The organism is Roseibium sp. AWQ4_290 (assembly GCF_056160985.1).
Genome location: NZ_JBSWYG010000003.1, coordinates 227,410 through 252,903 on the forward strand (window position 1 = coordinate 227,410; position 25,494 = coordinate 252,903).

23 protein-coding genes and 1 pseudogene are annotated in these 25,494 nt (G+C 61.0%); 12 read left to right on the forward strand and 12 right to left on the reverse strand.

The genetic code is table 11. The features are described 5' to 3' along the window. Window positions 1-113 precede the first annotated feature (113 nt). Both ACXAH0_RS04770 and ACXAH0_RS04775 read right to left on the reverse strand, forming a co-directional pair. The gene (locus ACXAH0_RS04770; protein ID WP_475189445.1) at window positions 114-1,565 is read right to left on the reverse strand and encodes a Y-family DNA polymerase; all 1,452 of its coding nucleotides are present in this window, start codon (window positions 1,563-1,565) and stop codon (window positions 114-116) included. Continuing rightward, entirely contained in the window at window positions 1,534-2,160 is a 627-nt protein-coding gene (locus ACXAH0_RS04775) for an ImuA family protein (protein WP_475189448.1), read from the reverse strand. Before ACXAH0_RS04775 ends, ACXAH0_RS04770 begins: the two co-directional genes overlap by 32 nt. A 583-nt stretch (window positions 2,161-2,743) precedes the next feature. Between ACXAH0_RS04775 and ACXAH0_RS04780 the strand changes: the two genes are divergently transcribed. The 4 genes from ACXAH0_RS04780 to ACXAH0_RS04795 all read left to right on the forward strand — a co-directional run bounded on the left by ACXAH0_RS04780 (window position 2,744) and on the right by ACXAH0_RS04795 (window position 6,986). Beyond that, window positions 2,744-4,054, forward strand: coding sequence for an extracellular solute-binding protein (locus ACXAH0_RS04780; protein WP_475189449.1), 1,311 nt, complete (start codon window positions 2,744-2,746; stop codon window positions 4,052-4,054). Window positions 4,055-4,166: 112 nt separating this feature from the next. Next, the gene (locus ACXAH0_RS04785) at window positions 4,167-5,048 is read left to right on the forward strand and encodes an ABC transporter permease subunit (RefSeq protein ID WP_475173947.1); all 882 of its coding nucleotides are present in this window, start codon (window positions 4,167-4,169) and stop codon (window positions 5,046-5,048) included. Window positions 5,049-5,058: 10 nt separating this feature from the next. Further along, a complete protein-coding gene (gene ugpE, locus ACXAH0_RS04790) occupies window positions 5,059-5,901 on the forward strand; it encodes a sn-glycerol-3-phosphate ABC transporter permease UgpE (RefSeq protein WP_475173944.1) in 843 nt (280 codons plus the stop codon). An 8-nt stretch (window positions 5,902-5,909) separates the two neighbouring features. Next, entirely contained in the window at window positions 5,910-6,986 is a 1,077-nt protein-coding gene (locus tag ACXAH0_RS04795) for a sn-glycerol-3-phosphate import ATP-binding protein UgpC (RefSeq protein ID WP_475173943.1), read from the forward strand. Window positions 6,987-7,197: 211 nt separating this feature from the next. On the opposite strand, the gene ACXAH0_RS04800 is transcribed toward ACXAH0_RS04795, so the two are convergent. Continuing rightward, a complete protein-coding gene (locus tag ACXAH0_RS04800) occupies window positions 7,198-7,554 on the reverse strand; it encodes a cupin domain-containing protein (protein WP_475173941.1) in 357 nt (118 codons plus the stop codon). Window positions 7,555-7,911: 357 nt separating this feature from the next. On the opposite strand from ACXAH0_RS04800, the gene ACXAH0_RS04805 reads away from it, so the two are divergent. Continuing rightward, window positions 7,912-9,042 (forward strand): DNA alkylation repair protein, encoded by a 1,131-nt coding sequence (locus tag ACXAH0_RS04805; protein ID WP_475189450.1) that lies wholly within the window; start codon window positions 7,912-7,914, stop codon window positions 9,040-9,042. Window positions 9,043-9,066: 24 nt separating this feature from the next. Here ACXAH0_RS04805 and ACXAH0_RS04810 read toward each other — a convergent pair whose 3' ends face one another. Next, a complete protein-coding gene (locus tag ACXAH0_RS04810; RefSeq protein ID WP_475189452.1) occupies window positions 9,067-10,272 on the reverse strand; it encodes an MFS transporter in 1,206 nt (401 codons plus the stop codon). Further along, complete coding sequence (locus ACXAH0_RS04815; protein WP_475189453.1) at window positions 10,262-10,621, reverse strand: MmcQ/YjbR family DNA-binding protein; 360 nt, start codon at window positions 10,619-10,621, stop codon at window positions 10,262-10,264. Before ACXAH0_RS04815 ends, ACXAH0_RS04810 begins: the two co-directional genes overlap by 11 nt. Before the next feature lie 433 nt (window positions 10,622-11,054). On the opposite strand from ACXAH0_RS04815, the gene ACXAH0_RS04820 reads away from it, so the two are divergent. From ACXAH0_RS04820 to ACXAH0_RS04830, 3 genes are all read left to right on the forward strand, one after another. After that, complete coding sequence (locus tag ACXAH0_RS04820) at window positions 11,055-11,915, forward strand: LysR family transcriptional regulator (RefSeq protein ID WP_475189454.1); 861 nt, start codon at window positions 11,055-11,057, stop codon at window positions 11,913-11,915. A gap of 197 nt (window positions 11,916-12,112) precedes the next feature. Then, window positions 12,113-12,541, forward strand: a complete 429-nt coding sequence (locus ACXAH0_RS04825; RefSeq protein WP_475173931.1) for an Hsp20 family protein — start codon at window positions 12,113-12,115, stop codon at window positions 12,539-12,541. A gap of 33 nt (window positions 12,542-12,574) precedes the next feature. After that, window positions 12,575-12,859, forward strand: coding sequence for a BQ00720 family protein (locus ACXAH0_RS04830; protein WP_475173930.1), 285 nt, complete (start codon window positions 12,575-12,577; stop codon window positions 12,857-12,859). A gap of 126 nt (window positions 12,860-12,985) precedes the next feature. On the opposite strand, the gene ACXAH0_RS04835 is transcribed toward ACXAH0_RS04830, so the two are convergent. The 4 genes from ACXAH0_RS04835 to ACXAH0_RS04850 all read right to left on the reverse strand — a co-directional run bounded on the left by ACXAH0_RS04835 (window position 12,986) and on the right by ACXAH0_RS04850 (window position 16,578). Beyond that, window positions 12,986-14,293 (reverse strand): serine hydrolase domain-containing protein, encoded by a 1,308-nt coding sequence (locus tag ACXAH0_RS04835; protein ID WP_475189456.1) that lies wholly within the window; start codon window positions 14,291-14,293, stop codon window positions 12,986-12,988. Beyond that, a complete protein-coding gene (locus tag ACXAH0_RS04840; protein WP_475189457.1) occupies window positions 14,290-14,931 on the reverse strand; it encodes a DUF1700 domain-containing protein in 642 nt (213 codons plus the stop codon). Before ACXAH0_RS04840 ends, ACXAH0_RS04835 begins: the two co-directional genes overlap by 4 nt. After that, a complete protein-coding gene (locus ACXAH0_RS04845) occupies window positions 14,928-15,290 on the reverse strand; it encodes a PadR family transcriptional regulator (protein WP_475189460.1) in 363 nt (120 codons plus the stop codon). The genes ACXAH0_RS04840 and ACXAH0_RS04845 overlap by 4 nt, the downstream gene beginning before the upstream one ends. Before the next feature lie 274 nt (window positions 15,291-15,564). After that, window positions 15,565-16,578, reverse strand: coding sequence for a GlxA family transcriptional regulator (locus ACXAH0_RS04850; protein ID WP_475189461.1), 1,014 nt, complete (start codon window positions 16,576-16,578; stop codon window positions 15,565-15,567). 134 nt (window positions 16,579-16,712) lie between these two features. Here ACXAH0_RS04850 and ACXAH0_RS04855 point away from each other — a divergent pair, with 134 nt between their 5' ends. After that, window positions 16,713-17,876, forward strand: coding sequence for an S-(hydroxymethyl)glutathione dehydrogenase/class III alcohol dehydrogenase (locus ACXAH0_RS04855; RefSeq protein ID WP_475173925.1), 1,164 nt, complete (start codon window positions 16,713-16,715; stop codon window positions 17,874-17,876). A gap of 148 nt (window positions 17,877-18,024) precedes the next feature. Beyond that, window positions 18,025-20,574, forward strand: coding sequence for a heavy metal translocating P-type ATPase (locus ACXAH0_RS04860; protein ID WP_475189464.1), 2,550 nt, complete (start codon window positions 18,025-18,027; stop codon window positions 20,572-20,574). 292 nt (window positions 20,575-20,866) lie between these two features. On the opposite strand, the pseudogene ACXAH0_RS04865 reads toward ACXAH0_RS04860, so the two are convergent. Further along, a pseudogene (locus tag ACXAH0_RS04865) lies at window positions 20,867-21,220 on the reverse strand (integrase core domain-containing protein); the annotation flags it as partial. Between the two features lie 98 nt (window positions 21,221-21,318). Between ACXAH0_RS04865 and ACXAH0_RS04870 the strand changes: the two are divergent. Beyond that, window positions 21,319-21,678: an ArsR/SmtB family transcription factor gene (locus ACXAH0_RS04870; RefSeq protein WP_475173923.1), complete on the forward strand. Its 360-nt coding sequence runs from the start codon at window positions 21,319-21,321 to the stop codon at window positions 21,676-21,678. A gap of 30 nt (window positions 21,679-21,708) precedes the next feature. Beyond that, the gene (locus tag ACXAH0_RS04875; protein WP_475173922.1) at window positions 21,709-22,062 is read left to right on the forward strand and encodes a hypothetical protein; all 354 of its coding nucleotides are present in this window, start codon (window positions 21,709-21,711) and stop codon (window positions 22,060-22,062) included. Between the two features lie 453 nt (window positions 22,063-22,515). Here ACXAH0_RS04875 and ACXAH0_RS04880 read toward each other — a convergent pair whose 3' ends face one another. Both ACXAH0_RS04880 and ACXAH0_RS04885 read right to left on the reverse strand, forming a co-directional pair. Then, window positions 22,516-23,841, reverse strand: coding sequence for an OpgC family protein (locus ACXAH0_RS04880; protein ID WP_475189521.1), 1,326 nt, complete (start codon window positions 23,839-23,841; stop codon window positions 22,516-22,518). Window positions 23,842-23,890: 49 nt separating this feature from the next. After that, window positions 23,891-25,276 carry a tetratricopeptide repeat protein gene (locus ACXAH0_RS04885; RefSeq protein ID WP_475189466.1) on the reverse strand — a complete coding sequence of 462 codons (1,386 nt, stop codon included), beginning with the start codon at window positions 25,274-25,276 and terminating at the stop codon, window positions 23,891-23,893. Between the last annotated feature and the right edge of the window lie 218 nt (window positions 25,277-25,494).

Sequence of the window (25,494 nt, forward strand, 5' to 3'; positions counted from 1 at the left end):
AGGGAGAGGCAAGCCAAGGCGGCACATGGGGAAAGAGGAGCCGGGATGGCGAAAGGGGAGTGCGGGGCCGGGACGGCGCAGAGCGGCGGCGGTAAGGAATGGAGGGAGCCGCATCAGCCGAACTCCCCTTGCACGTACCAGCCCGGGGTCTGGGGGGTGTGGAACAGCCACAGGCGCGGGCCCTGGCCCGTGGCGATACGCCAATAGTCGCGCAGACCCCGGGCCCAGCTGCCGTCCTGGTCCCACCAGGACGGGCTGATCCGTTCGGGGCCTTCGGCGGTCTGTGTGGTCAGGGTGCGGCCGCGCCAGCGGAACCGGCCGGGCGGGGTCGCGCCGTGGCCGGTGATCGGCTCGGGCGGGAACAGGCGCAAGGGGCGCGGGCGGCGGACGGGCCAGGCGGCCACCGGCGGGCAACTGGCCGCCGGGGCCAGCTTGAAGCTGCGTTCGGGAATATGGCTGTCCACGGGCACGAAGCGCTGAATGTTCTCCAGCCCGATCCGGCTGCCCAGCTGGGTGATGAGATCGGACAGGCTGTCCTTTTCAAGCGCCTGGGAGGGAGTGAGCTGCCGGGGGGCAAGCGGTTCCACATGGGTGGCTTCCAGGCGGATCAGGTCAATGCCATAACCGGCATCGACATTGCTCACCCCGCGCTCGAACAGGGCCAGGATCCGGGCTGGATCGCGCATCGGTCCGGCCAGGCGCAAGTCCACCGCCAGGGTTTCCTGATCTACCCGGCGGAAGGCGAGTTTCAGGTTACGGGCGCCTTTCTGGGCCGTGTCCAGCCGGGTGCACAGATGAGTCACCAGCCGCTGTGTCCCGGCCATGACATCCTCCAGAAGGCCGACCGGCTCGGGCAGGGTCATGCGCACGGCAAAAGGCCGGTCTTCCTGGAGCGGGGAAATCTGTTCGGGCAAGGTGCCGAGTGCCTGATCCAGGCGGCGCAGCACCTCGCCGTCATAGCGGCGGGCAATGGTGGCCCGGGGCAGGTTGTAAAGCGCGGAAATGGTGGCAATGCCGAGACGCTCCAGGCTGGTCGTGGTCTGGTCAGGCAGGCGCAGGGCTGTCAGCGGCAGCGGGCCTATCCGCTCCAGGATCCCGCCGGGCGGGGCAATGCCTTCAGCAAACCGGGCCAGCGCCCAGGCTGCGCCCGGGGTCGAGGCCAGACCGGTGCGGGCGGTGAGCCCGGCCCGGGCCAGACGGGCGCGCATGTCGTCCAGAAGAGGGGCTTCGCCGCCCAGAAGGTGAGCCGAGCCGGTGATGTCCAGAAAGAGGCCGTCCTGACGGTCGAGGCCGACCCAGGGGCAGTAGCGCAGGGCCCACCGGGCCAGCAGGCGCATAAAGCGCTGGTCGGCGGCCGGGTCGGCAGGGCGGGTCACCAGAGCGGGGCAGAAACTGCGTGCATGCACCAGGCTCATGCCCCGGCTGAGACCGGCCGCCGCCGCCCGCGGGCAGAGATCGTGAATCCGGTCCGAATTGCGGTCATGAAGGGTCAGGGCAAAGGGTGCGTCAACGGGCGCAGCGCGCAGGGACCGCTCAGCCGCCAGCCTCGGAAACCACAATGACACGACGCGCCGCTGCATCCCAACGGACCACCCATTCCGATAATGTTCCTATTTTGTTCTTTATAAGCGACCAGCGCCAATGAGTCGAGTCATGGTCATTTTGCTGAGGCAGTCCCGGCTGTTGCCTTAAGGGGCTGTGCGGGGAGAGGCGCGCGTCCGGCGCTGAGTTTGGCCCCGGCACATTGGTGCAGAGCCACCGGGTTTCGGCGGCGTTGCTGCCCGCGCCCTCCGGGATCAGCAGCAGGGCGGTGGTGCCGCCAGCCTCTGCGGCCAGTTGAAGGCGCCGCCCTTCGGTCAGGCCGATGGGGGCGGTCAGCTCACCGGCCACGAGCCCGGCAGCGCCGGAGCGCAGGGCCGTTTCCATGCTGGCCAGCACCGCCTGCTGGCTGCCGGTCCGGGTGATCAGCAATTTGCCCGGGTCGCAATAGGCGGAAAGCCCTTCCGGGTTGAGCACGGGCAGCCTGGCCTCGCACACCCAGACCACCGGGCCGTCCGCCTGGCCGGCGGCCATGGCGGCAAAGGCCAGCCCGCCATCGCCGCACACTTCATGGGCACGGGCCGGTTTCAACGGATAGACGGTGGCAAAAGGCAGGGACATGAATTGGGGAAACGCAGTTTATCAAATGTCATCATTGTTGGGCGGGCGAAGCGCCCGGAGGCAGCATAGCGGCAACGGCCGTAAGGTCAAAGGCTGGGATGACGCAGAGGGTTCAAGACCTTGAGAGAATTGGGGGGAGGTGACGGAACCTGAATAAAGTCATCGGGTTAGCGGTGGGGCTTGCGGCGGGCGAGCGAAGTGTCACTGAATTTTCATATGAACGACGCCGAAGCTACATGTGAGCCACCTAATGTTACCCGGCTTGTGGGGCGGCCCGGGAAGCGATCTCTGGCGCAGCGCACAGGAATGCAGGGGCCTCAAGAAGGGCCTTTTTGCCGGAAAAGCGCAGAAATCTGCGCCGGTTCGCCGCAATCCGGCCGTCAGAGGTAAAATAAATTCTTTCCCGTTTGCGGGCGTGGCTGAGGCGTGTTTAAATGTTCATATGAGCGTCATATAACGTTCATATGAAAATAATACGAAATGCAGGCGTTATCGTTTCGGGTGCCGGGCAAGCCATTTCGGCGCCAGAAAAAACCAACTGCTGACCTGGGCATCAGCCCTTCGAGATGGGAGCAAATTGAATATGGCTTATCGTAAGACTGTTGCCAGCCTTGTTGCTGCGGCCGCCCTGCTGGGCACTTCCTCCGCTTCTTATGCGGCCACCGACATCACCTGGTGGCACGCCATGGGCGGCAAGCTCGGCGAAGTCGTCAACCAGATCTCCACTGACTACAACGCTTCTCAGGATACTTGTAACCTGACCCCGGTCTACAAAGGCGGCTACGAAGACACGCTGACTGCTGGCATCGCCGCTTTCCGTGCTGGCGAACAGCCGAACATCATCCAGGTTTTTGACGCAGGCGCTGCCACCATCATCGGCGCGAAAGGCGCTGTTGTGCCGGTTCAGGACCTTTTGAAAGACAATGGCGTTGACTTCAACATCGAAGACTACATCGCCGGTGTCCGCTACTTCTACGCCGATAGCGACGGCAAGATGATCGGCATGCCGTTCAACTCGTCTGCCCCGATCCTCTACATCAACGAAGATGCGATGAAGAAGGCCGGCGTCGAAGCTCCGAAGACCTATGAAGACTTCGAAGCCATCGCTCCGAAGCTGAAAGAAGCCGGCTATGTGCCGCTCGTTCAGTCGCACCTGCCGTGGGAATTCGTGGAGAACTTCAAGTCCCGCCACGACCTGCAATTCGCCACCAACAACAACGGCTATGACGGCGCCAAGGGCACCGAGCTGGTCTTCGGCGATCCGATCAAAAACCATTTCACAGCCGTCAAGAAATGGCTCGACGAAGGCTATTTCGGCTATTATGGCACCGGCTGGTCCGACAACCAGCAGCCTTTCAACGAAGGCAAGGTGGCTCTGTGGATCGGTTCTTCCGGGTCCTTCGGCGGCATTGCTGCAACGGTCGACTTCCCGTTCTCCGCAACCTTCCTGCCTTACTGGGATTCCGTTGAAGGTGCCGGCACGGCCAGCTTCATCGGTGGTGCGGCCCTGTTCGCCATGTCCGGCAAGCCGGCTGAAGAAAACGCCTGCGTGGCCTCTTTCTTCAAGTATCTGACCTCTCCGGAAGTCCAGTACACCTGGCACAAGGAAACCGGCTATGTGCCGATCACGAAGGCAGCTTATGAACTGGCCAAGAAGGACGGCCACTACGAGCGCACTCCGGCTGCCGAAGTCGGCATCAAACAGCTGATGCTGCCGGGTGGTGAGTGGACCAAAGGCTACCGCATGGGCTTCTACGTCCAGATCCGCGACGTCATGAACCGTGAACTGGGCAAGGTCCTGGCCGGTGAAGAATCCGTCGACGACGCGTTTGCGACCATCAAGTCCGATGGCGACAAGCTGCTTGAGCGGTTCGCGAAAACCGTCGGAAACTGATTTTCCGAAACCATGAAAATGATGAGGGCGTCCCCGGGCGCCCTCATGTCCTGCGAGGCGGCGGACGTTCGGGCAACCGGGCCGGGCCGCGAAGTCCGTTTGCGGTGGCGCAATGAAAAAAGTTCAATTCAATACACCGGCGATCCCCTACCTGCTGCTGTTCCCGCAGCTGGCCATTGTCGCCGTGTTCTTTCTCTGGCCTGCCGCCGAAGCGGTGCGGTCCTCCTTTTATCTGGAAGACCCGTTCGGATTCGGGGCGACTTTTGTCGGGTTCGACAATTTCGTCGATACGGTCACATCGACCGATTACAGCCGGGTGGTCGGATTCACCGCCGTCTTCACGTCTCTGGTCACCTTCTTCTCCCTGGCCATCGCTCTCCTGCTGGCAGTGAAGGCGGACAAGGTCCTGCACGGGGCTTCGACCTACAAGACCCTGCTGATGTGGGTCTATGCGGTGGCCCCGCCGGTGGCCGGCCTGATCGGCATTTTGCTGTTCGACCAGCATGTGGGCCCGATCGTCCAATTCGTCGCCATGTTCGGCTGGGACATGAAGATCGGGGTGAACTATTTTGACACCTCCTTTGCCATGGTCACCACGGCGGTCTGGAAGCAGATCCCGGTGAACTTCATCTTCTTCCTGTCCGGCCTTCAGGGCATTTCCAAATCCGTTCAGGAAGCGGCCAGCATCGACTGCCGCTCCGGCTTCCGCCGCTTCTGGACGGTCACTTTCCCGCTGCTGGCGCCGACCGGTTTCTTCCTGCTGATCATCAACATCACCTACGCCTTCTTCGACACGTTCGGCATCATTGACGTGATCCTGAAGACCGAGCCCGGCAACAATCCGGTGACCCTGGTCTACAAGGTTTATCTGGACGGCTTCCGGGGCAACGACCTTGGCGGGTCCTCGGCCCAGTCGGTCCTGCTGATGATCTTCGTCTTCATCCTCACAATCATCCAGTTCCGCTTGATCGAGCGGCGCGTTCACTACACCTAGGAGACGGGATATGAAACGATTGCAGATCGGCGATCACCTGATCCTGCTGGCCGGTGTCTTCTTCATGGTCTTTCCCGTGGTTCTGGCCTTCCTGACCTCCACCCACGATGCGATCACCATCTACAAGGAAGGCCTGCAATTCACCTTTGGGGACGAGGGCCTGAAGGCTTATGAGACGGTGCTGACCAGCGCCGGAGGCTTCACCAAGGAAGTCAACGGCTTTGTCATGCTCAAGAACTCGCTGATCCTGGGCCTTGGCTTTGCCATCGGCAAGATCGTGATTTCCATGCTGGCGGCCTATGCCATTGTGTATTTCCGCTTTCCCATGGCTTCACTCTGCTTCTGGGTGATCTTCTGCACCCTGCTGCTGCCGCTGGAAGTGCGCATCCTGCCGTCTTATGAAATCGTGCAGGAACTGGGTCTGGTGAATACCTATACCGGGCTGATCCTGCCGCTGATTGCCTCTGCCACGGGCACGTTCTTCTTCCGCCAGTTCTTCCTGTCCGTGCCGGACGAATTGCTGGAGGCCGCCCGGATCGACGGGGCAGGACCCTGGAAGTTCTTCAAGGACATTCTGGTGCCCCTGTCGCAGACCATGATCGCGGCCATCTTCATCATCATGTTCGTCTATGGCTGGAATCAGTATCTCTGGCCGACGCTGATCACCACGGACGAAACCTTCTTCACGCTGGTGCGCGGTATCAAGCAGATCCTCCAGGTCTGGGTGGGCGCGCAGATCCCGGACTACGATCAGGCCATGGCCCTTGCCATTCTGGCAATGCTGCCGCCGGTTCTGGTGGTCGTGGTCTTCCAGAGCTGGTTCATCAAAGGGCTCGTCGAGAGCGATAAATGAGGTTTTAAATGGCAACGATTACTCTCGACACCGTCCGCAAGGTGTATGCGGGCAATGTGGAGGCGGTCAAAGGCGTCTCCATTGACATTGCCGACGGCGAATTCATCGTTCTGGTGGGCCCGTCCGGTTGCGGCAAGTCGACCCTGCTGCGCATGGTCGCCGGGCTGGAAGACATTACCACCGGCGAAGTCCGCATTGGCGAGCGTCTGGTGAACAACGTCGACCCGGCGGACCGGGACATTGCCATGGTGTTCCAGAACTATGCGCTTTATCCGCACATGTCGGTCTATAACAACCTGGCCTATGGCCTGAAAAACCGGGGTATGGCCAAGGACGAGATCGACCGCCGGGTGAAGGAAGCCGCCCGCATTCTGGAAATCGGTGATTATCTGGACCGCAAGCCCCGGGCGCTGTCCGGTGGCCAGCGCCAGCGCGTGGCTATGGGCCGAGCGATTGTGCGCGAACCGGCTGCCTTCCTGTTTGACGAGCCCCTGTCCAATCTGGACGCCAAGCTGCGGGTGCAGATGCGGGTGGAGATCAAGCGTTTGCAAAGAGCGCTCGGCACCACAAGTGTCTATGTGACCCATGACCAGCTGGAAGCCATGACCCTGGCCGACCGCCTGGTGGTCCTCAATGGCGGCAATATCGAGCAGATCGGCGCTCCGATCGATGTCTATGACAAACCGGCCTCCACCTTTGTCGCCAGCTTCATCGGCTCTCCGGCCATGAACCTGATGAATGTGAAAGCAAATGGTGATCGTCTGGAACTGGCCGAAGGCAGCGGGCTTTCCGGCCCCAATGCCAAGGCGAAAAACGCCTATACGCTTGGCATCCGCCCGGAACATCTGGAAGTCACGAGCGCCCCGGCCTCCGGGGACGACGTGGCACTGGAAGCGGTGGTCAATGTGCTAGAGCCGGTCGGTGCGGAAAGCTTCGTCTATGCCAGCTTTGAAAGCGGCGGGCCGGAAATCGTTGTGCGGGTGTCCAGCCATGCCAAGCACGCGCCGGGGGAAAAGATCCATCTGAAAGCCGCTCTGGGCAACGTTCATTTCTTCGATGCGGAGACCGGCAAGCGGATCGATTGAGCGGATTTTCGGGAAGGCCAGTCGGGTTTCATGGGCTCTGCCTTTCGCGGCCTGACATCACAGATTTCAGCTTAGAAAGACAAGCCGGTTTGAAGCCATTGGAACGTGCCACGCTCTGAGGGAAAAGGCGCGGACCACTCAGGTGGCCCGCGCCTTTTCAATGCCTTGTCGCGCCGCAGGGCAAAGCGCCTGCCTCAGCCGGGCCAAGCGATCAGATGCGGGGTTTCGGGGCAGGCGGCTGGTCCGAATCGCCGGAATTGGGTTCGCCCTTTGGCTCGATCAAAAGGACCTTGACCTCTGCGGCCGCGCGTGGGCGGTGCACTACCCCCTTGGGCACGATGAAAAGCTCGCCCGCCTTGACTGTTTCGGACGGCAGGCCTTCCAGATCCATGATCATCTCGCCTTCCAGCACGAAGAAAAAATCAGCCGTCGTGTCGTGCTTGTGAAAGGGGAATTCCCCCTTGAATTTGACGACCATGACGTCGTTGTCATTATAGTCGGCGACCACATGCGGGTCCCAATGGGATGCAAAGCGGGACAGCTTTTCAGCCAGATTGACGGGTTTCATGGAAAAAATCCTTGTTGGAGGTGCACGGACCCTATCGGACTCCGGCAGGCCGGGCAACACCCGGCTGAAGGGCGCCAAACACCTGCCCGGCCCGCCGGGGGAAGGTGATTGCTCACCTGCGCCTGCTGCACAACGGGCCGCAGAATGAGGGAGAGTGGATGACGCGGGTTTGTGAAAAGAAAGCGTTGCCAGTCTTCAGAAGGTCATCCCCGGTCGAGCCGGGGACGCCTGCAAGGAGGCCGTGGTTTCCGCCATGCGGGATCTCCTGACACCCTCTGTCAGGAGACCCAGTGCCCACCGCTTTTCCTGGCTGCAGGTGTCTGGCACATCAGGGCAAACGAACATGCTGGAACGCCGATGGAACCCTTCAAGAACAACATTTCGCCCGAGCTTGTGCGCTGTCTGGCCGGTCACCTCTCCCGGCATCTTGAGGGCTTTGATCAACCGGCCTTTGAAGCCGCAGTCGTGCCCCGGCTGCCGGATCTGGAGCTGAAACAGCGGGCGCGGCTGATTGCCGAGGAGACCGGCAAGGTGCTGCCCGCGCCTCTTTCTGAAAAATTCCGGATCTTGAAGGCTCTGCTTCATCCGGAAGACGGAGAGGGGAGTGAGCGCAAAAGCGATGCCAAGGGCATGCGCGGCTGGGCCATGATGGCGCTTGGCATGGTGGTCACGGATCATGGCCTGAACGATTTTGAAAGCGCGTTCGCGCTGCTCAAGGAGATGACCAAGCGGGCGACGGCGGAATTCGACGTCCGGCCGTTTCTGGCCAGGGATCAGGCCCGGGCCCTTGGCCTGATGGCCCCTTGGGTGAACGATCCGAATGTTCATGTTCGCCGTCTGGTGTCGGAAGGAACCCGCCCGCGTCTTCCCTGGGGCCTGCAGCTGAAAAGCCTGATCGCCGATCCTTCCCCCACTCTGCCGCTGCTCGAAGCGCTGAAGGATGATCCGCAGGACTATGTCCGCCGCTCGGTTGCCAATCATCTCAACGACATTGCCAAGGACCATCCGGATCTCGTGGCACAGATTGCCGCGCGCTGGCTGAAAGATGCGGACAAGGCGCGGGAAAAACTGGTGCGCCACGCCTGCCGGACCCTGATCAAGCAGGGACATCCGGCCACGCTGAAGGCCTTTGGTCTCAACCCGCCGCAAATCGAGCTGGCCGGGCCGTATATCAACACACCGCAGGTGATCTATGGGGAGGCTCTGTCCTTCGAAATGGAGCTGACGTCAACCGGATCTGCGCCTCAGGATCTGGTGATCGACTATCTGGTGCACTTCAAGAAGGCAAATGGCGCACTGGTGCCCAAGGTTTTCAAATGGACCAAACTCAGCCTTGCCCCCGGCGGGACGGTTGCTCTGGCGCGCAGCCATGCCATCAAGCCAATCACGACTCGGGTCTATTACGGTGGCGCCCAGGCCCTCAGCGTCAGGATCAATGGCCAGGATTTTGACCGGGCAGAGTTTGAGCTGGTGATGCCGGAGACGTAATACATAGCGTAATGCCGCTATTCATCAGCCGGTCCGCTTCAAGCGCAGCATCCCCCAGATCCCGAAGGCGGGACCGATTGCCATCGCGGCAAAGACACCCGGCCAGCCGATCACACCGGCGCAAAGCGGGGTCAGCTGGACGGTGAAGAAGGTCAGCGCAAAGCCGAGGGCCGTTTGGAAGGTCATCAGGCTGCCGGCCTGATCCGCCGGAGCGTAGTCGGCGACAAGAGCTGAAAACTGAGCCGAATCCGGCAGGATCGCTGCACCCCACACAAGAGCGCAAAGGATCACCAGCCAGACCGGTCCGCCAAAGACGAGCGCCGAGGCGAGGGCGGCGAGGCCGCTGACCACCATGGCAAGAATGGCGATATTGGCCTTGCCCACCCGGTCGGCGACAAGACCGGCCAGAACGCAGGCCACTCCGCCGGACGCGATGGTCAAAAAGGTGGTCAACCGGGCGAGCGTCAGGGCTTCGTCTTCCGGCAGCCGCAGGGCAAAGGAGGCAGCCAGCGCGACGCCGATCCAGGCCCACATGGCATAAAGTTCCCACATATGGCCGAGATAGCCAAAATAGGCATAACGGATCCTGGGATTGGTCCAGGCGCTCAGCACGGCCCGCATCTGCATGCGCGGAGCCTTGGCGTGAAAGGGTCCCAAACGGGTGAAGAGGCACAGTCCCCCGCCAAGAGCTGCGGCCGTCGAGGCGATGGCAAGGCTCCAGCGCCAGTCCGTCCCGCCAAAGAGCGCTAGCAGATGAGGCGCTGCAGAGCCAAAGGTGAGCGCGCCGACCAGGGTGCCCACCAGAAAGCCCCGGTCCCGTTTGCCCCAGCCAACGGCGATCTTCATGCCGACCGGATAGACCCCGGCCAGCAGCGCACCGGTTGCGAACCGGGCCAGAATGGAGACGGCCCCGCCGGGCTCGACCGCCAGAAGGCTGGCATTGAAAACGGCCGCAAGAATGGCGCAGGCGGCAAAGAACCGGCGCGGATCGATCCGGTCTGCCAGTCCGAAGAGGGCGGAGGCGACAGCTCCGGCGACAAAGCCGATCTGAACAGCACTGGAAAGCGCAGCCTGGCGGGCGGCGGAAATTTCGAAGTCGCGGGTCAGGTCCGGCAGGATGGCGGCGGTCAGGAACCAGAGGCTCATGGCTGCAATCTCGGCCAGCATCAATAGGCTCAAGGAGCGCCACTTGCCGGGAAGGCGAAGATGGTCAGGCCCGTCAATCTGCAAGGCCAAGCTCTTTGCGGCGTTTTTGGGTGAGTTTTCCGGCAATGATTTTATGGGCGGCTCTGATATAGGCTCTCAGATCGTCCCCGCTCATGACATCATCCCCTTGCAGTTGCACCCATTTGGCCCGGGCCAGATAGGGGGCTGGCACAATGCCGTCCTGCTGAAGCAGCAGCACATAGGACATGTCTGAGCACTTGAAGCCGATGCGCTCGCCCTCGCCCTCGCCCCAGCGCGAGCAAATGGCAAAGATCTTGCCGCCGACCTTCCACACGGAGGCATTGCCCCACTGGATCACATGGGTCGTGGCCGGAAGGGCCCGGCAAAAGGCATCAAAGTCGTTTCGGGTCATCAGGGCGGTGCTGCGGGTCCAAAGGAGGATCAATCAAAGAGCCCGGCCAAACTGGCTGTTTCAAAAAGCGGATGCAAGCCACAAACCATTGAAACCGGATGAAAGCGCGCAGCCAGGCCCGTTGTTTGTGCCGCCGCAGCCTGAGGGCTGTCTGGCGGTGAAGCACATGTTCCGGCAGGTCTTGAGGCCAGAATTCTAGATGGTGTGGATAGAGCATCCGGCGGGGATCGTTCCAGGTGACGCGTTGCGGGTCATCCAAGATTCGACGGTCATACTCGGATTGGTGGGCGCGCTGGCAGGAGCGTCGGCCAAGGCTGAGGGGAAAGATCATGGCACATTCCTTCAAATTTGATTTTCAAGAGGGATTTATGCCAAAATGTCTCATGAAATATAGTTATCTCTATGTTTTTAAAATGAAAAAGAAATTTCAAAAATGAAACAAAATACGAATTGGGAAGACTTGAGGCTGTTTCTCGCCGTCGCCCGGGCCGGTGGACTGGCGGGCGCAGCACAGGCGGCCGGTGTGAGCGCGGCTACACTCGGGCGGCGGGTGACCGCGCTGGAGCGCTCTTTGGAGACCCGTCTGGTGGAGCGGGAGGCGCGGGGTTACCGTCTGACAGCAGCCGGGCGGGATCTTCTGGACCAGCTTGAAGAGATGGATCAGGCTGCCCGCGCAATTGATCAATGGCGCACCAGTGGCCGCACTCGCCGCAAGATCCGGATTTCGGCCGGGGATTGGACCATGCGGCTCCTGGCCGGCCATGTGGAAGCGTTCTGGTCTCCGGAGGCTGCCTGGCAGCCGGAATTCCTGGCGGATCTGCGAGACCGGAACGTGGCCCGCCGCCAGATCGAGATCGGTGTCCGCAACCGGCGCCCGGCGCAGGAGTGGCTGGCCGGGCAAAAGGTTGGCACGGTCACCTTCGCCGCCTATCAGGCCGCGCATATTCCCGCCTCCGCAGATCTTGGCTGGGCCGGACTGGTGGAAGAAGAGGCCCATGTGCCGAGCGCCCTTTGGCTGAAGGAGCAGCAGGACCAGGAGATAACGGTGAGTGTCAACAAGACGGCCCTGGCTTTGCCCCTGGTGCGCAAGGGGCTGGTGCGCATGGTGCTGCCCTGTTTTGTGGGAGACGCCTTTGAGGACCTGAAGGCAATCAGCGCGCCAATCGCAGCGCTTCAGTCCGAGCGCTGGCTGGTCACCCATCATGATCAGCGCCACGATCCGGAGATCCGCAAGGTGGTCTCAAGCCTGGCAAAATTCCTGAGGCAGGATCCGGCGCTGAATCCGGACCTGTGAGCAAGGTCTGGATAACTATGGGCATGACCCCCATTTTCCGGGGGCGTGTTCACGGGAAATGTGCCCTGTGGAGAGGCGCCTTGAATCAATTTTAACAAGTCGCCATATTTAATGGTGAAGGGAGCCCCTGAAGGGGTCCTGCCCGGACGCCTTTGAAAGGGTCCGGGTGCAAGGTCGCTTCGACAAGGACTTTGAGGATGTCACGCATGTCAGCGTTTTCCAGCCCGTTCATGCTCGGGTTCGACGATATCGAGCGGGTGCTCGACCGGGTCTCCAAGGCCGCCAATGACGGCTATCCGCCCTACAATATCGAGCGGTTGCCAAAGGCCGAAGGCCGCGGCGATGTGATCCGGATCACTCTGGCCGTTGCCGGGTTCACCCGGGAACAGCTTGACGTTTCGGTGGAGGAAAGCCAGCTGGTGATCCGTGGCAGACAGGTGGACGACAAGTCCAGGGAATATCTGCACCGCGGCATTGCCGCCCGGCAGTTTCAGCGGGCCTTTGTCCTGGCCGAAGGCATCGAGATCCTCGGTGCGGACCTGAAAGATGGGCTTTTGTCCATCGACCTCACGCGCCCGGAACCGGAGCGCGTGATCAGAAAGATAGAAATCTCCAGCGGTGAATAAATCCTCGCCGGCCAAACAGAATGGAGAAGACTGATGCACGATCCCAACAGCCCGCAATGGGCAGACCAGACCCGCTTGTCAGAATTCATGTCGGCAGATGAGCTGACCGACCTTGGCACGGGCGACATTGCCTATATCAAGCCGATCAAGGCGCGCGACCTGAAAACCATGTTTCCGGATGTGCCGCCGCTGCATGACAACGTGACGCTTTATGCCCTGCAGAATGCGGACGGCACGCCGATCCTGCTGGCCGACAGCCGGGAAGCGGCGGTGGCCAATGCGTTTGAAGCAGAACTGGAAATGGCCTCGCTCCACTAAAACGGTGAGAGGATGAGACGGCCTTGGCCGTTCAGACCGCTTCAGGCGGTCAAGCCAGTCTCACCAAAACAAGCCCGCTGGCCCTGATCCTCCCGATCCGGGGCGCGGGCTTTTTTGTTTGAGGATTTAGTCCAGCTTCGCCTGCTGGTCTGTCCCCTGGAGACGGGCGGCGCGCAGGGTGGCGATGAGCTGCTCTAATTCCCTGCGGGTGGTGAACCGGTCCTCAATGCAATAGGAGCTTTGGCGCTGGTCTGGCGCGCGGCAAGCCCGGATCAGGGCTTCCAGAGATGTCTCCCCCGTTTGCTGCCCCGTACCGCCTGATATCCTTGGCAGGAATTTTTTGAGGAACGCCGTTGTGTCTGACTGCACCACAATCACGGTATCCCATGCGGGGATCACGAACAGAGCCTGATTGCCCAATCCCCAGCCCCAATAGGTGCCCGGGGGCAAGCCTTCCTTGGGTCCGGGCAACCACCAAAGGTCCGAGTGGCCCCATCTGAGATCGGTCCTGCCAGTTTTGCTATAGATACGCCCAATCCGCGCGATCCAGGCGGCTGGCACGATCTGATGGCCATTTCTCTTGCCCTTGTTCAGATAAATTTGGCCAAATGTTGCCAGATCCCGGGCGGACATTTTGAAGGCTGCGGCGCGATGTTCCGAGCGGTGCGGTTCGCTGATATAGGCAACATTTGCAAGGGAAAAATCCTGCATTCCAGCCGGTTTGGCAATGCCCTGCAGAAAGGCTTGCGCGATGGTCAGACCGGTGCATTTTTCAAAAATGGTCGTCAGGGCATTATAGTCCCAATTGTTATAGGCCCAAACTGTGCCCGGGCGCTGCGCCTCCTTGCCCAAGCGGCGCTCTTTCTGGGCCGTCAAACCGGCTTCTGCTGCTGCGGGATGGTTGATACCGGATCGGCTCTCGAGCAATTGTTCAACCTGTGCTGTTTGTTGCAGATCCGACAGCGGAGTCGGCGCATCATTGATCTTAAGCGCTCGTAAGCTGGCATGGAGCGGGATGCGCCCGTGTTCCGGGCAGGCGGCCTGATCCGGCTGCACTTGCCTCTCCTGCTTCGGTTCATCACTGGCAAATTGACCGATCAGGGCGCTCAGGAAGACCTTCCGGATGGAATGGACATCATATTGGGCCGAAAGATCCCCAAAACTTCCCACAATCTGGCCACCGGTCACGATCAACAGACTGTCCGTGCTCAGGGTGGCCGCATAGCCAAAGACCGCATCAAGACCTTCGGGCTTCCAGCCCAGAGCCTGGCTTTGAGCCGCAGGCAGCCGGGATATAGTCAGCGTCCGGGCGGGCCATTGATAGCTGCTGCCAAGACTTCCAATGCCACGCTCTCCGGTCGCCAGTAAATAGGCGAGGATGCTCCCGGCACCTGTCAACAAGACACAAAGGGCCAGCAACAGAGGCTTCGTCATGAGCTGGCCTCAAGAGCATCTCCAGAACGGGTTCGGGACGGGCGCAAGATGCCCGGCTGCAACAGACGGTAATGCAGTCTGGCATAGCGGGCCAGATAGCCCAAAGTCCGCTGCAAGGCAGCCAGCAGCACCCAACCGCCACCGATGCTGAGCAACAAAAAAACCAAACTCCGCGCCAGCAGATAAAGCATTGTTCCCTCGGACGGATCAGCCCTGCCGGACAGGAGACCGAGCAATGTGCCAAGGCCGATCAGACCGAACAGGGACAGGAGGAAGAACAGGATCAACGCACCTGCACCAAGACCCAACAGGACAGGCAGAAGGATCACAATGTCGGCCGCAGCCAGACCGCACAAAGCCAGCGCTGCTTTCCAGAAATTGGCAGGGCTGTGATGCTGTTCCCAGCGGCGCAATCCCATCTCGGCGCGCAGTTCCTGTGCCAGCCGCTCCGGGTCGCCATGAGCGGCCAGCACGTCGTCTATTTCCCGCCCTTCCGCCAGGGCTTCGTTAAAATAGGCCTGATAATCAGCGAGGATCTCCTCGCGCTCGCCCGCAGACATATCCCCCAGACCGTGCCTCAAGGTCTCAAGAAAGACCTGTTGTGGCATGTGTTGTCGCATCGGGGCTTGTCGTGTCATGGCATATCTCCAAGAATCCCATTAACGCCTGTCATGAAGGCCTTCCAGCCCTGTTTCTGTCTTTCAAGCTCCTGATGCCCGGTGTCGGTCAGCCGATAATATTTGCGTGACGGACCAGTGCTGGTTTCCACCAGCCGGGAGGCTACATGCCCATCCTTTTGCAGCCTGCGCAGAAGCGGATAGATGGTGCTTTCACCAATCCCGACCCTCTCGGAAAGGCTGCTTGAAATCTCATAGCCATAGCTTTCCTTGCGCGCGAGCATCGCCAACACGCAAAGCTGGAGGGCCCCCTTTCTGAGCTGGATCTGGGAGCTGTCCCGGTGTCTGCCATGGGCCATCTCTGCCGCATTATTTGTCATACATTACCATGTAATAAAAGGTACTATGTATTGCAAGGTTTTATGTTGCCAAAGCCTTAGAGGCGGATGCGATCCACTCCGGTGTCGCCATCCGAGAAGCCGGTATCAGTCGTTTTGGCGGGGGGGCATTGTTGCTGCATTTTGCGCGCGACCAGCTTCGCTTGGGCCTGGAACAGAAACTCAGGCCGAAGCTAACGGGAGGTGTGTGCTTTGCGAGCGCTAGGTTTCGCTTTTGTCTGGTAAGTGAGTTGTAACCAAGGCCTCGCAGCAGCACTCAGCCCCGTGTGCCGGTATTGCCGCTCGTTGAAAACCGCTCGCGGTACTGTTTCGGCGTGAGCGAGAAGCGCCGGGTGAAGACCTTCCGCATCTGTTCGTCGGAGGCGAAACCGGCTTCAAACGCGATTGATTTCATCGGTAAAGACGTGTCCAGAAGCAGACTCACAGCCTTTTCGCACCGGGCGCTTTCGACAAATTGTGCCGGTGTCAGCCCTGTTTCCTTTTGAAACAGTCTGGAGAAATTGCGCACGCTCATGCCGCTGCGTTTCGCGAGCGCATCGGCTGTCAGAGGATGGTCAAGATTGCCGAAAACCCAGGTTTGAATGTCCCGGATGCCGGTTGAAGAGGTCATCTGGCTGGTCAGGGCGGCACTGAATTGCGACTGACCGCCGGGCCGCTTCAGGTAGATGACAAGATCCCGGGCCACACTGAGGGCAAGGTCATGCCCGAAGTCCTGTTCGACAAAGGCAAGGGTCAAATCAATCGCCGCGCTAACCCCTGCCGAGGTCCAAAGATTGCCGTCCTGGATGAAAATCGCATCCGGCTCGACCTGCACATCCGGAAAACGCCGGCGCAAAAGCGCGGCAACGCTCCAATGCGTTGTCGCGCGGCGGCCCGCCAGATGGCCGCTGGCTGCCAGAAAAAAGCTGCCGGAACAAAAAGCGGCGAACCGGCTGGCAGCGGGGGCGTGGTCCCGGCACCATCCGACGATCTCCGGGTGATTGCACAAGGCCGTTTCAATATCAGGCGCCCCGGTCACCATAACCGTTGCGCATGGGGTGTCCGGCAGTGGCGCCGCCGCTTCAAGCGCAATCAGCGTGTCAGATGGGATCATGCCTTGCGTGGGGGCCGTGAGGGTAATGTCATAGCGGCGCGGGTCGCCCCGCTCTTCAAGATGGCGGTTGGCATAGGTGAGCACATTGATCGGCCCCACGGCTTCCATCGACTTGAAACCGGGATAGATGACAATCTGTACCGGCAGAACGTTTGAGGAGGGGGACGGTCTGCGCATGCTCGGATCCGTGGCCTTTGCCGGAAGACCGGTATTTTGGCCGGAATCGTCCGTATGGAAACATTCTTCAAGAGAGGGGATAGTTATAAGGTAACGCTCCAATCATCAAGCATTCGAAGAAGAAGGAGTGTTCCATGAAAACGCGTGCTGCTATCGCGTGGGAGCCGAACCGCCCCCTGGAAATCGAGGAAATTGACCTGGAAGGCCCGAAGGACGGTGAGGTTCTGGTCCGGATCGTCACGACAAGCCTGTGCCACACGGATGTCTTCACCCTGTCGGGCAAGGACCCGGAAGGCCTCTTTCCTGCGGTGCTGGGCCATGAGGGCTGCGGTGTGGTCGAGGAAGTTGGCAAAGGCGTGACGTCCGTCAAGCCTGGTGACCATGTCATTCCGCTTTATATTCCCGAAGACCCGAACTGTCCCTACATCAAGTCCGGCAAGACCAATTTGTGCCAGACGATCCGCGAGACGCAGGGCCGGGGCGTTATGCCCGACGGCACATCCCGCTTTTCCTACAAGGGCAAGATGATCCATCACTATATGGGCACCAGCACCTTCAGCGAATATACGGTCCTGCCGGAAATCTCCGTTGCCAAAATCTCCATGGATGCGCCTTTGGCCAAGGCGAGCGTTATGGGCTGTGCCATTCCCACCGGCATGGGCGCAGTGCGTAACACCGCGAAAGTGGAAGCAGGTGCCACGGTGGCCGTGTTCGGTCTCGGGGCGGTCGGTATGGCCGTCATCCAGGGCGCCAAAATGGCTGGAGCCGGGCGGATCATCGGCATCGATACCAACCCGAACAAATTCGTTCTCGCTCAAAGCCTGGGCGCAACCGAATGCGTCAACCCGGGGGATTTTTCCCAGCCGATGCAAGAGGTCATCGTTGAGATGACAAATGGCGGCGTGGATTATGCGTTCGAGTGTATCGGCAATGTCAATGTGATGCGCTCGGCGCTCGAGAGCTGCCATAAAGGCTGGGGCGAGTGTACGGTGATCGGTGTGGCCGGAGCCGGAGAGGAAATCGCCACACGCCCCTTCCAGCTGGTGACCGGCCGGGTCTGGAGAGGCTCCGCATTTGGCGGCGTTCTGGGCCGCAGCCAGCTACCGGGCATGGTGGATGAGTGGCTGCGCGGGGATTTCGACGTGGATCCCTATATTACCCACAACATGACCCACGACCAGATCAACACCGCCTTTGATCTGCTCAATGCCGGCAAGTCGATCCGCTCCGTCGTGCATTTCCAGCCCGACCAGACCATGCGCGTGAACAATTTGCCCGGCGTGATCGTTCCCACCTGACGCTCCGGCCGTTCGTGCTGCTGAAGCGAGCCTCTTCAGCAGCACCGCAACGGCGCTGGCAGCACTGGATGGTCAGGGGAACTGCTTATAGAAAACTGCCGGATTTGGTGTTGACCTTCCAGTGAGTGGAGCCCCTATTTGAGGGAGCATGCATGAACAAATCCTGGTCCCGTCAATGTCCTCGCAAAACACCCTGTCCCTTTCCCTTCAAGGTCTGTCCTGCGCCTCTTGCGCCGGGCGCGTTGAGCGGGGGCTCTCCGCGCTGGATGGGGTCGCGCAGGCGGCCGTCAATCTCGCGGCTGAGCGGGTTCACGTCACGTTTGCCAATGGGGACGGACAGGGAGCCGGGACCGGGGCGGTGATCGCCAAACTTGATGATCTCGGCTATCCGGCGCGCACAAAAACCGTCCTGTTGTCCCTTCAAGGCCTTTCCTGCGCCTCCTGTGCCGGCCGCGTGACCCGGGCCCTTGAAGCCGTGCCCGGAACGGTCTGGGTTTCCGTCAATCTTGCTGCAGATACGGCCAGCGTGACGTACGCCGAAGGGGCCGTGACGCCGGACGCGCTGTTGCAGGCCTCTGCCTTGGCCGGATATCCGGCAATGCTGGCCGATGCAGGCACAGCCCGTGACCAGGGCGCACGCAAGCAGGAGGAGGCGCAGATCCTGTTGCACAAGACGGTTCTTGCAGCGCTGCTGGCAGTGCCGGTTTTTGTCCTTGAAATGGGTGGTCACGCCGTTCCTGCCCTGCACCATTGGCTAGACGCGGCAGTGGGGCAGCAGAGCCTTTGGGGCCTGCAATTCATCCTGACCAGTCTTGTTCTGATTGGACCTGGGCGGCAGTTCTATACCAAGGGGCTCTCGGCGCTCGCAAAAGGCGCGCCGGACATGAATAGCCTGGTGGCTGTCGGCACGGGCGCTGCCTTCCTCTATTCCCTTGTGGCAACTTTCCTGCCCGCACTGATCCCCGCGGATGTGCGGGCGGTCTATTTTGAAGCGGCCGCAGTGATCGTGGTGCTGGTGCTGCTCGGGCGGTTTCTGGAAGCCCGGGCCAAAGGGCGCACCGGGGCGGCCATTCAAAGGCTGCTCGGCCTTCAGGTAAAGACGGCGCGGGTCCTGCGGGACGGCAAGACGGTTGAGGTGCCGGTCGAGATGCTGGCAACCGGCGACACCATCGTTGTGCGCCCGGGGGAGCGTATTGCCGTGGATGGGGATGTGGTGGACGGCGCCTCCCATGTTGATGAAAGCATGATCACCGGAGAGCCGGTGCCAGTGAAGAAGGCTGAGGGCGCGCAGGTCACCGGCGGCACGGTCAACGGACCGGGCAGCCTGGACATCAGGGCCACCCGCGTGGGGGCGGCGACAACGCTGTCGCAGATCATCCGCATGGTTGAGCAAGCCCAGGGGGCGAAGCTGCCGATCCAGGGGCTGGTTGACCGGATCACCTTGTGGTTCGTGCCTGCCGTCATGTCGGTGGCCGTGCTGACGGTGGCTGTCTGGCTGGCTGTTGGTCCGGAGCCTGCGGCAACGCTGGCACTTGTGGCGGGCGTCTCTGTGCTCATCATCGCCTGCCCCTGCGCCATGGGGCTGGCAACGCCCACCTCGATTATGGTGGGCACGGGGCGGGCGGCGGAAATGGGCGTGTTGTTCCGGAAGGGAGATGCGCTGCAGCAGCTGGCCCAGGTCGGCCTTGTTGCGCTCGACAAGACCGGGACGGTGACCGAAGGCCGCCCGGACTTGACTGACATGGTTCTGGCCGAGGGCTTTGACCGCAAGACCGTCCTGCAGCTGGCCGCTTCCGTCGAAAGCCGGTCGGAACATCCCATGGCCGAGGCGATCCTGCGCGCAGCTTCTGCGGACGCAGGCCCGCCTCTGACTGCCCAGAATTTTGATGCGGTGCCCGGACAGGGTGTCAGGGCCGAGGTGTCGGGACAGCAGGTTCTGGTCGGCTCCGGCCGGTTTATGGCTGAAAAGGATATTGCAACAGACAGATTGCAAAGCCAGGAAGAGGCGCTTGCGCGGAAGGGCCGGACGGCGCTCTATGTGGCGGTGGACAGGCGGGCCGCCGCTGTTCTGGGCATTGCCGATCCGGTCAAACCGTCCAGCAAGGCGGCCATTTCCGCCCTCAAGGCCAAGGGGTTGAAGGTTGCCATGATCACCGGCGACAAGCAGGAGACGGCGGAGGTCATCGCGGCAGAAACGGGCATCGACACGGTCGTGGCCGGGGTGCTGCCCGAAGGCAAGGTCGCCGCTCTCAACACGTTGCGCGGTGCTGGCGTCAAGGTCGCCTTTGTCGGCGACGGCATCAATGATGCCCCCGCTCTGGCGAGCGCGGATGTCGGTATTGCAATCGGCACGGGAACGGATGTTGCAATTGACGCAGCCGATATTGTGCTGATGTCGGGGGACCTGCGCGGCGTCGTCAATGCCCATGAGGTGTCAAGGCGCACCATGCGCAACATCAGGGAAAACCTCTTCTGGGCCTTTGCATATAACACTGCCCTGATCCCCGTGGCAGCTGGCGTCTTATTTCCTGCCCTTGGCGTGCTGCTGTCGCCGGTTCTGGCCGCCGGGGCCATGGCGCTGTCCTCTGTCTTTGTTCTGGCGAATGCCTTGCGCCTCCGCCGCCTTCAGCCGTCCATGGACGAGGAGGCGGCTGCAGTTCCACCCGCTCAGCTGCCGTTTCCAGCTGCTGCAGAATGATGCGGGAGGCCCGGGTCGTTGTCACGAGTGCAGAGGCTTTGCTCAAAAGGGGCTGAAACTAAACGTCATCTGGAAGGATCATTTCCCATGGGGCCCACTGGAACTGCTCGGCAAAACCATCACTAGGCATGGGAACAGCAGTCGCCACCGCAGTTTCGCCTTACGCCTTCGCATTTTGGAGCAGTGTAGATGCCAGGGCTCCTTCTGCCATAACTTCGCGTGCCTGCAACGTGCCATCAACACCAGCAATGAGAATATTGTCCAATGGCTTTCCAGCACTCTTGAAAGCGTTGATTGCACCGATGGCCAGGTTTGGCCGTATGTTGTTGTATGTCCATAGCCTGCGTGTTGCGTGATCCTGGGCCTCATCGATCGTTTTGAAGATATACAGCGCGAGCCTTTCATGGCGGACGGTTCGGTTGTCGCGGTCGATATTGGGCGTTCCGTTGTGGTTTACCAGGCAGGATGTCTTCCAAGCCGATCCAACGTTTTGAAGCCCATATTTGCAGGTCGGCACTGACGTTGTCCGGACCATTGTCCCCCCTGATGTTCAAGGGCTGTCCGCGCCATTCGATGATCCACTCGAGCGTGCGGATACCCGAAGGGCCGCAATGGAAATGGTCACTTCAATACCCTGGCCTTTCCTGATCGCTGCCCCCCCAAAAAAAAACCTGACCGAAAATTCACTTGAAGATCCTCTTCATACATGCCATTCAAATAATCAGTTGAATGTGAGAATGAGTTATGCCGAGCGAAGACGATCTCCCGGACTGTGGGCACAGCAGCCATGACACACACGCTGCCGCCGCTGTGCCTGAGCAAGCGACGGTGGAGCAGGCGGCGATGATGCTGCGGGCGGCAGGGGAGGCGGCGCGGCTGCGGATCCTGTTGCGGCTGGCTGATGGAGAGCGCTGCGTGACGGAACTGGCGGAAGAGGAAAACGAAAAGATCGCCAATGTCTCCGCCCGGCTGAAGCAGCTCCATGCGGCCCGGCTTGTGACGCGCCGCCGGGAGGCCAAACACATCTACTACGCCCTGGCAGATGAGCATGTGGTGCATCTCTTGCGCGACATTCTGGATCATGCGGCGGAAAGCACATCCTGAGTGAGACACAAGGAAAGAAGGAAAGACGCCATGTCCGGCAAGACACCGACCCATAAGGACCACCCCCATGTGCATGGCCCGGCCTGCGGCCACACGGCTGTGCGCCACGGCGACCATGTCGACTACCTCCATGACGGCCACCTGCATCATCAGTCAGGTGACACGGTGGAAGAGCATGTCATTGAAGTGTCCGACGCCAATCCAGAGGGCTGCGCGCCGGTGGCCTCTGACCATCTCGGCCATGAGCCGGGCCATGTCCACGGCCCGGGCTGCGGCCATGAGGCTGTGCCCCATGGCGGGCATATCTGCTATCTGGTCAACGGCCGCTTGCACCACCCCCATGACGGGCATTGCGACGATCACGGTCCGCTGGACCTCGCCTGATCGCGCGGGGTCGCAAGGGCCTTTTGACAAAAACGGCGCCAGGCAAAGCGTTTTCCTGGCGCTGTTTTTTTGGGGGAGGCGAGCCTAGAGCATCGTGCGATAAGTCTGCACCATTTGACCGGATCTGCTTTGTCTGCTGAGGAGGCGGATCGCGCGCCGTGGTGTTTCCCACCACAAGTGCGATCCAACGATGTCAGCGGGCAAAGCAGACCGGCCCCTGGGGTGATGGAAAGCAGCCCGTCGGCAGCGTTGCGTCGCTTGCCCGATACACCGCATCGCGCTGCGCGAAGCGCCTTGCCGAAGGATCTGCTTTCCAGCATCAAATGGTGCAGACTTATCGCACGATGCTCTAGCCCAAAAGCCATTTCCAGAGCCTGCCGCGTTCATCCGGATGCAAGCTGTTGTGCCTTTTGCGTTGAAATCTTTGATTTCAGGCAGCGAAAGCGGCTTGGTCTAGGTGAGCACCTTGTCCCGGATGTCTTTCGGTGTTTCGTCCAAGATGCCGTGGGCCGGCGGAGGGCTGGCGTCAGGCGCAGGAGGAGGGTTTTTGTCCGGACTGGACACAGGCGCGGCGTCCTTGGGCGGCGCGGGGACCGCAGGTGGTTTGCGCCAGGGCTGGCCCTTGTACCAGGCGACCACATAGGCCACCGCAATCAGCGCCAGGAACCCGCCCACATTGGTCAGAAGCTGGGCGCCCCACTCACCGCGCGCCCAGGCCATGTCGCGCAGAATGGCAGCGGCCTGGGCAATCACCAGGCTGGCCATGAAGACGGCGAGCGACTGCTGGCCCACCTTCTGCACGATGCGCACGAACTGGCCCCAGACAGCACCATGGCCAAGCAGGCGTTTGCCATGTTCTCCGGCAGCGACCCAGGCAACATAGGCCAGGGCGAGAAAGTGGACATAGCGCAGGAGGCCGAATTCTGTCTTGATCCAAAGCGGCTTGATGGCCTCCCGGATCTCGCGGGCCCACACCACATCATAGTAAAATTCGCCATAAACCCGGAAATAGGCAAAGGGCACGGTGACCAGCACAAGGGCGAGGGCAGCCAGAACCAGCGGCCAGCTGACAGGCGGGGCGGGGATCCAGCCGCGCATGAAGGCAAAGCCGGTGAAAAACAGCATCTGCCAGGCAAAGGGATTGAAGAACCATTTGCGATGCTCGCCACTGGAATTGAGCCAGGGCTCGGCCATCAGATCGAGCCAGCCGAACTGGGCGGCAAACCAGAGCCCGAAGGAGAGCACAAACGCGGCGGGAATAGAGGCCCGGGCCACCAGCATCAGCACCGGGATCAGGGCCAGGATCACCAGATACATGGGCAGGATGTCGAAATAATTCGGCACCCAGGTCAGCGTCAGAATGCCGGGCAGGGCGACGGCAGTGTTGTCATAAAGATGGCGCAGGTTGAGCGAATTGACATAGTCTTCGCTCAAGCCGCAACAGGAACTCAGAAAGCCGCTGTCGGTCACCAGCACCAGCCCGACCGCAATCACCAGAAACTGGCCGATATGGGCCCAGTAAACCTGCCAGATACGGTGCAGGATGCGGGCGGCCCCCATGCCCCAGCCATGCTGGTCGAACACCTTGCCAAAGGCGAGGGCCGAGGCCATGCCGGAGCAGAAGACAAAGATTTCCGTGGCATCTGAAAAGCCAAACCTGGCTGGGATCCACAAGGTCCACCAATTGGACGGCACATGGGCCACATAGATGATGAACATGCCGAGACCGCGAAAGAAATCGAGACGCGGGTCGCGCGGGCGCTTTGCTTGAGAGTGTATATTCACGGCTATTCCAGAAAATATGAGATCGGTCCGGTGTCGCCGAAAATTATGCTGAATTTGCGGCGCGCAGGTTCTCGTCCTCCATCACCTGCTCGGCCCGGCGCATCCGGGTGCAGAGCTCCAGCCGCTGCTCGGCGAACCGGTCCAGCGCCCCCCGCTTGCGGCTGCGGTCCTTGACCAGCCGCTCCGCGTCCTGGGACAGTCCGGCGCGCAGGGCCGCGTCAATGGTGATCCGCTCAAAGACATCGCGCTGGGCATGGGAGCCGCCCACGGTGTGCAGGGCTCCCCGCGCCGAGGCCAGCAGGGAAAAGGCCGAGGCGTAGTTGCCCTTCCGGTATTGTTCCAGGCCCAGGCCTGTGGGCAGGCCCGCTTCGGCGGACACCCGGCCGAGATCCGTTTCGTGCTGCGCCCGTGTTTTCAGCCCGCTCAGCAGCCGCTCCGTGCCCAGGCGGCGGCCGCCATTCAGCAGCGCCAGCAGATAGTGCAGATCGGCAAAAACATTGCTGCCATCTTCGGCCCGCTTGTCGGACAGAAGCGCGATTTCCTCCCAGCGGGCACCGACATCAACCCCTTCCAGCTCCAGGCGCACCAGAAGCGAGGCCGCGTTGGAAATGTCCCGGTAGTCATCCGTCTTGTCTTTGCGAATATCGGCATCATACAGCGCCAGCGCCTTGTCGGCCTGCCCCTGGTCCAGATACATGAGCGCCAGATGCCACCACACATGATAGCCGAAATTGTTGCAATGGGCCCAGCCCTCCGGCCGGGTTTCCAGCCAGCCGGCGCCTTCCTCCGAGCGGCCGGTCATGTCATGAACATGGGCCACCGCATGAAGGCCCCAGGCATCGTCTGCGGCAAACTCCAGTCCCTTGCGGCCCGAGGCTTCCGCCTGGCGGTAGTCGCCGGTCTCCTCCAGCGCAAAGGCGTGGCAGCCGAGCAGATAGCCATAGGCCGGGTGGCTTTCCCCGTAGGCAGGGGCGACGCGCTCGATGGACTGGCGCATCCCGGCCGCATCGCCGAGCACGAAGCGGATCGCATGCACCAGTTTCATGATCAGCGCATCCTGGGGCGAGCGGGCCAGTTCTGCATCCAGCAGGTCGGCGGCGCGGCTCGGGAACCCTTTGAGCCAGGCGGCCAGAGCTTCCAGCACCGCCTGCTCGCGGGCCGTGATTGGGGTGTGGCGCGCAGATTCCGTGGCAATCGCCAGACACTCGGAGGCGGTCGCAATCAGTTCCTTTCGGCCAAGGAGCAGGCAGAATAGGCCGCGCGCGCTATGGGCAAGGGCAAAGTCCGGGGCCCGGTCCAGGCAGGTTTCCAGATGTTGCGGCGTGGTTTTGCCGTGGGACAGGAATGCGCGCACTGTCAGGTTCCAGGCGGCCAGAGCCACATTGTCCACTAGGGTCACGTCATATCCGAACTGGTCACTAAGGCGCATGTTCTGCCTTTCAAATAAACGCAGCGGCAGATTGGCGGCGCCGCCTTTAAAAGATGCTGGCGGGCTCTGCGGCTAATAATAAGGTCTGTGGTAAAAATCCGCAGCCTTCTCATGAACTGCAAAACACAAAAAGGTGTTGGCAATGTGTAGAGGTCTGCCCCACCCTTGCCGTAACACTCATGTCGCTGCAGGTATTCGACTGTGAAGAGGGGTCCGTT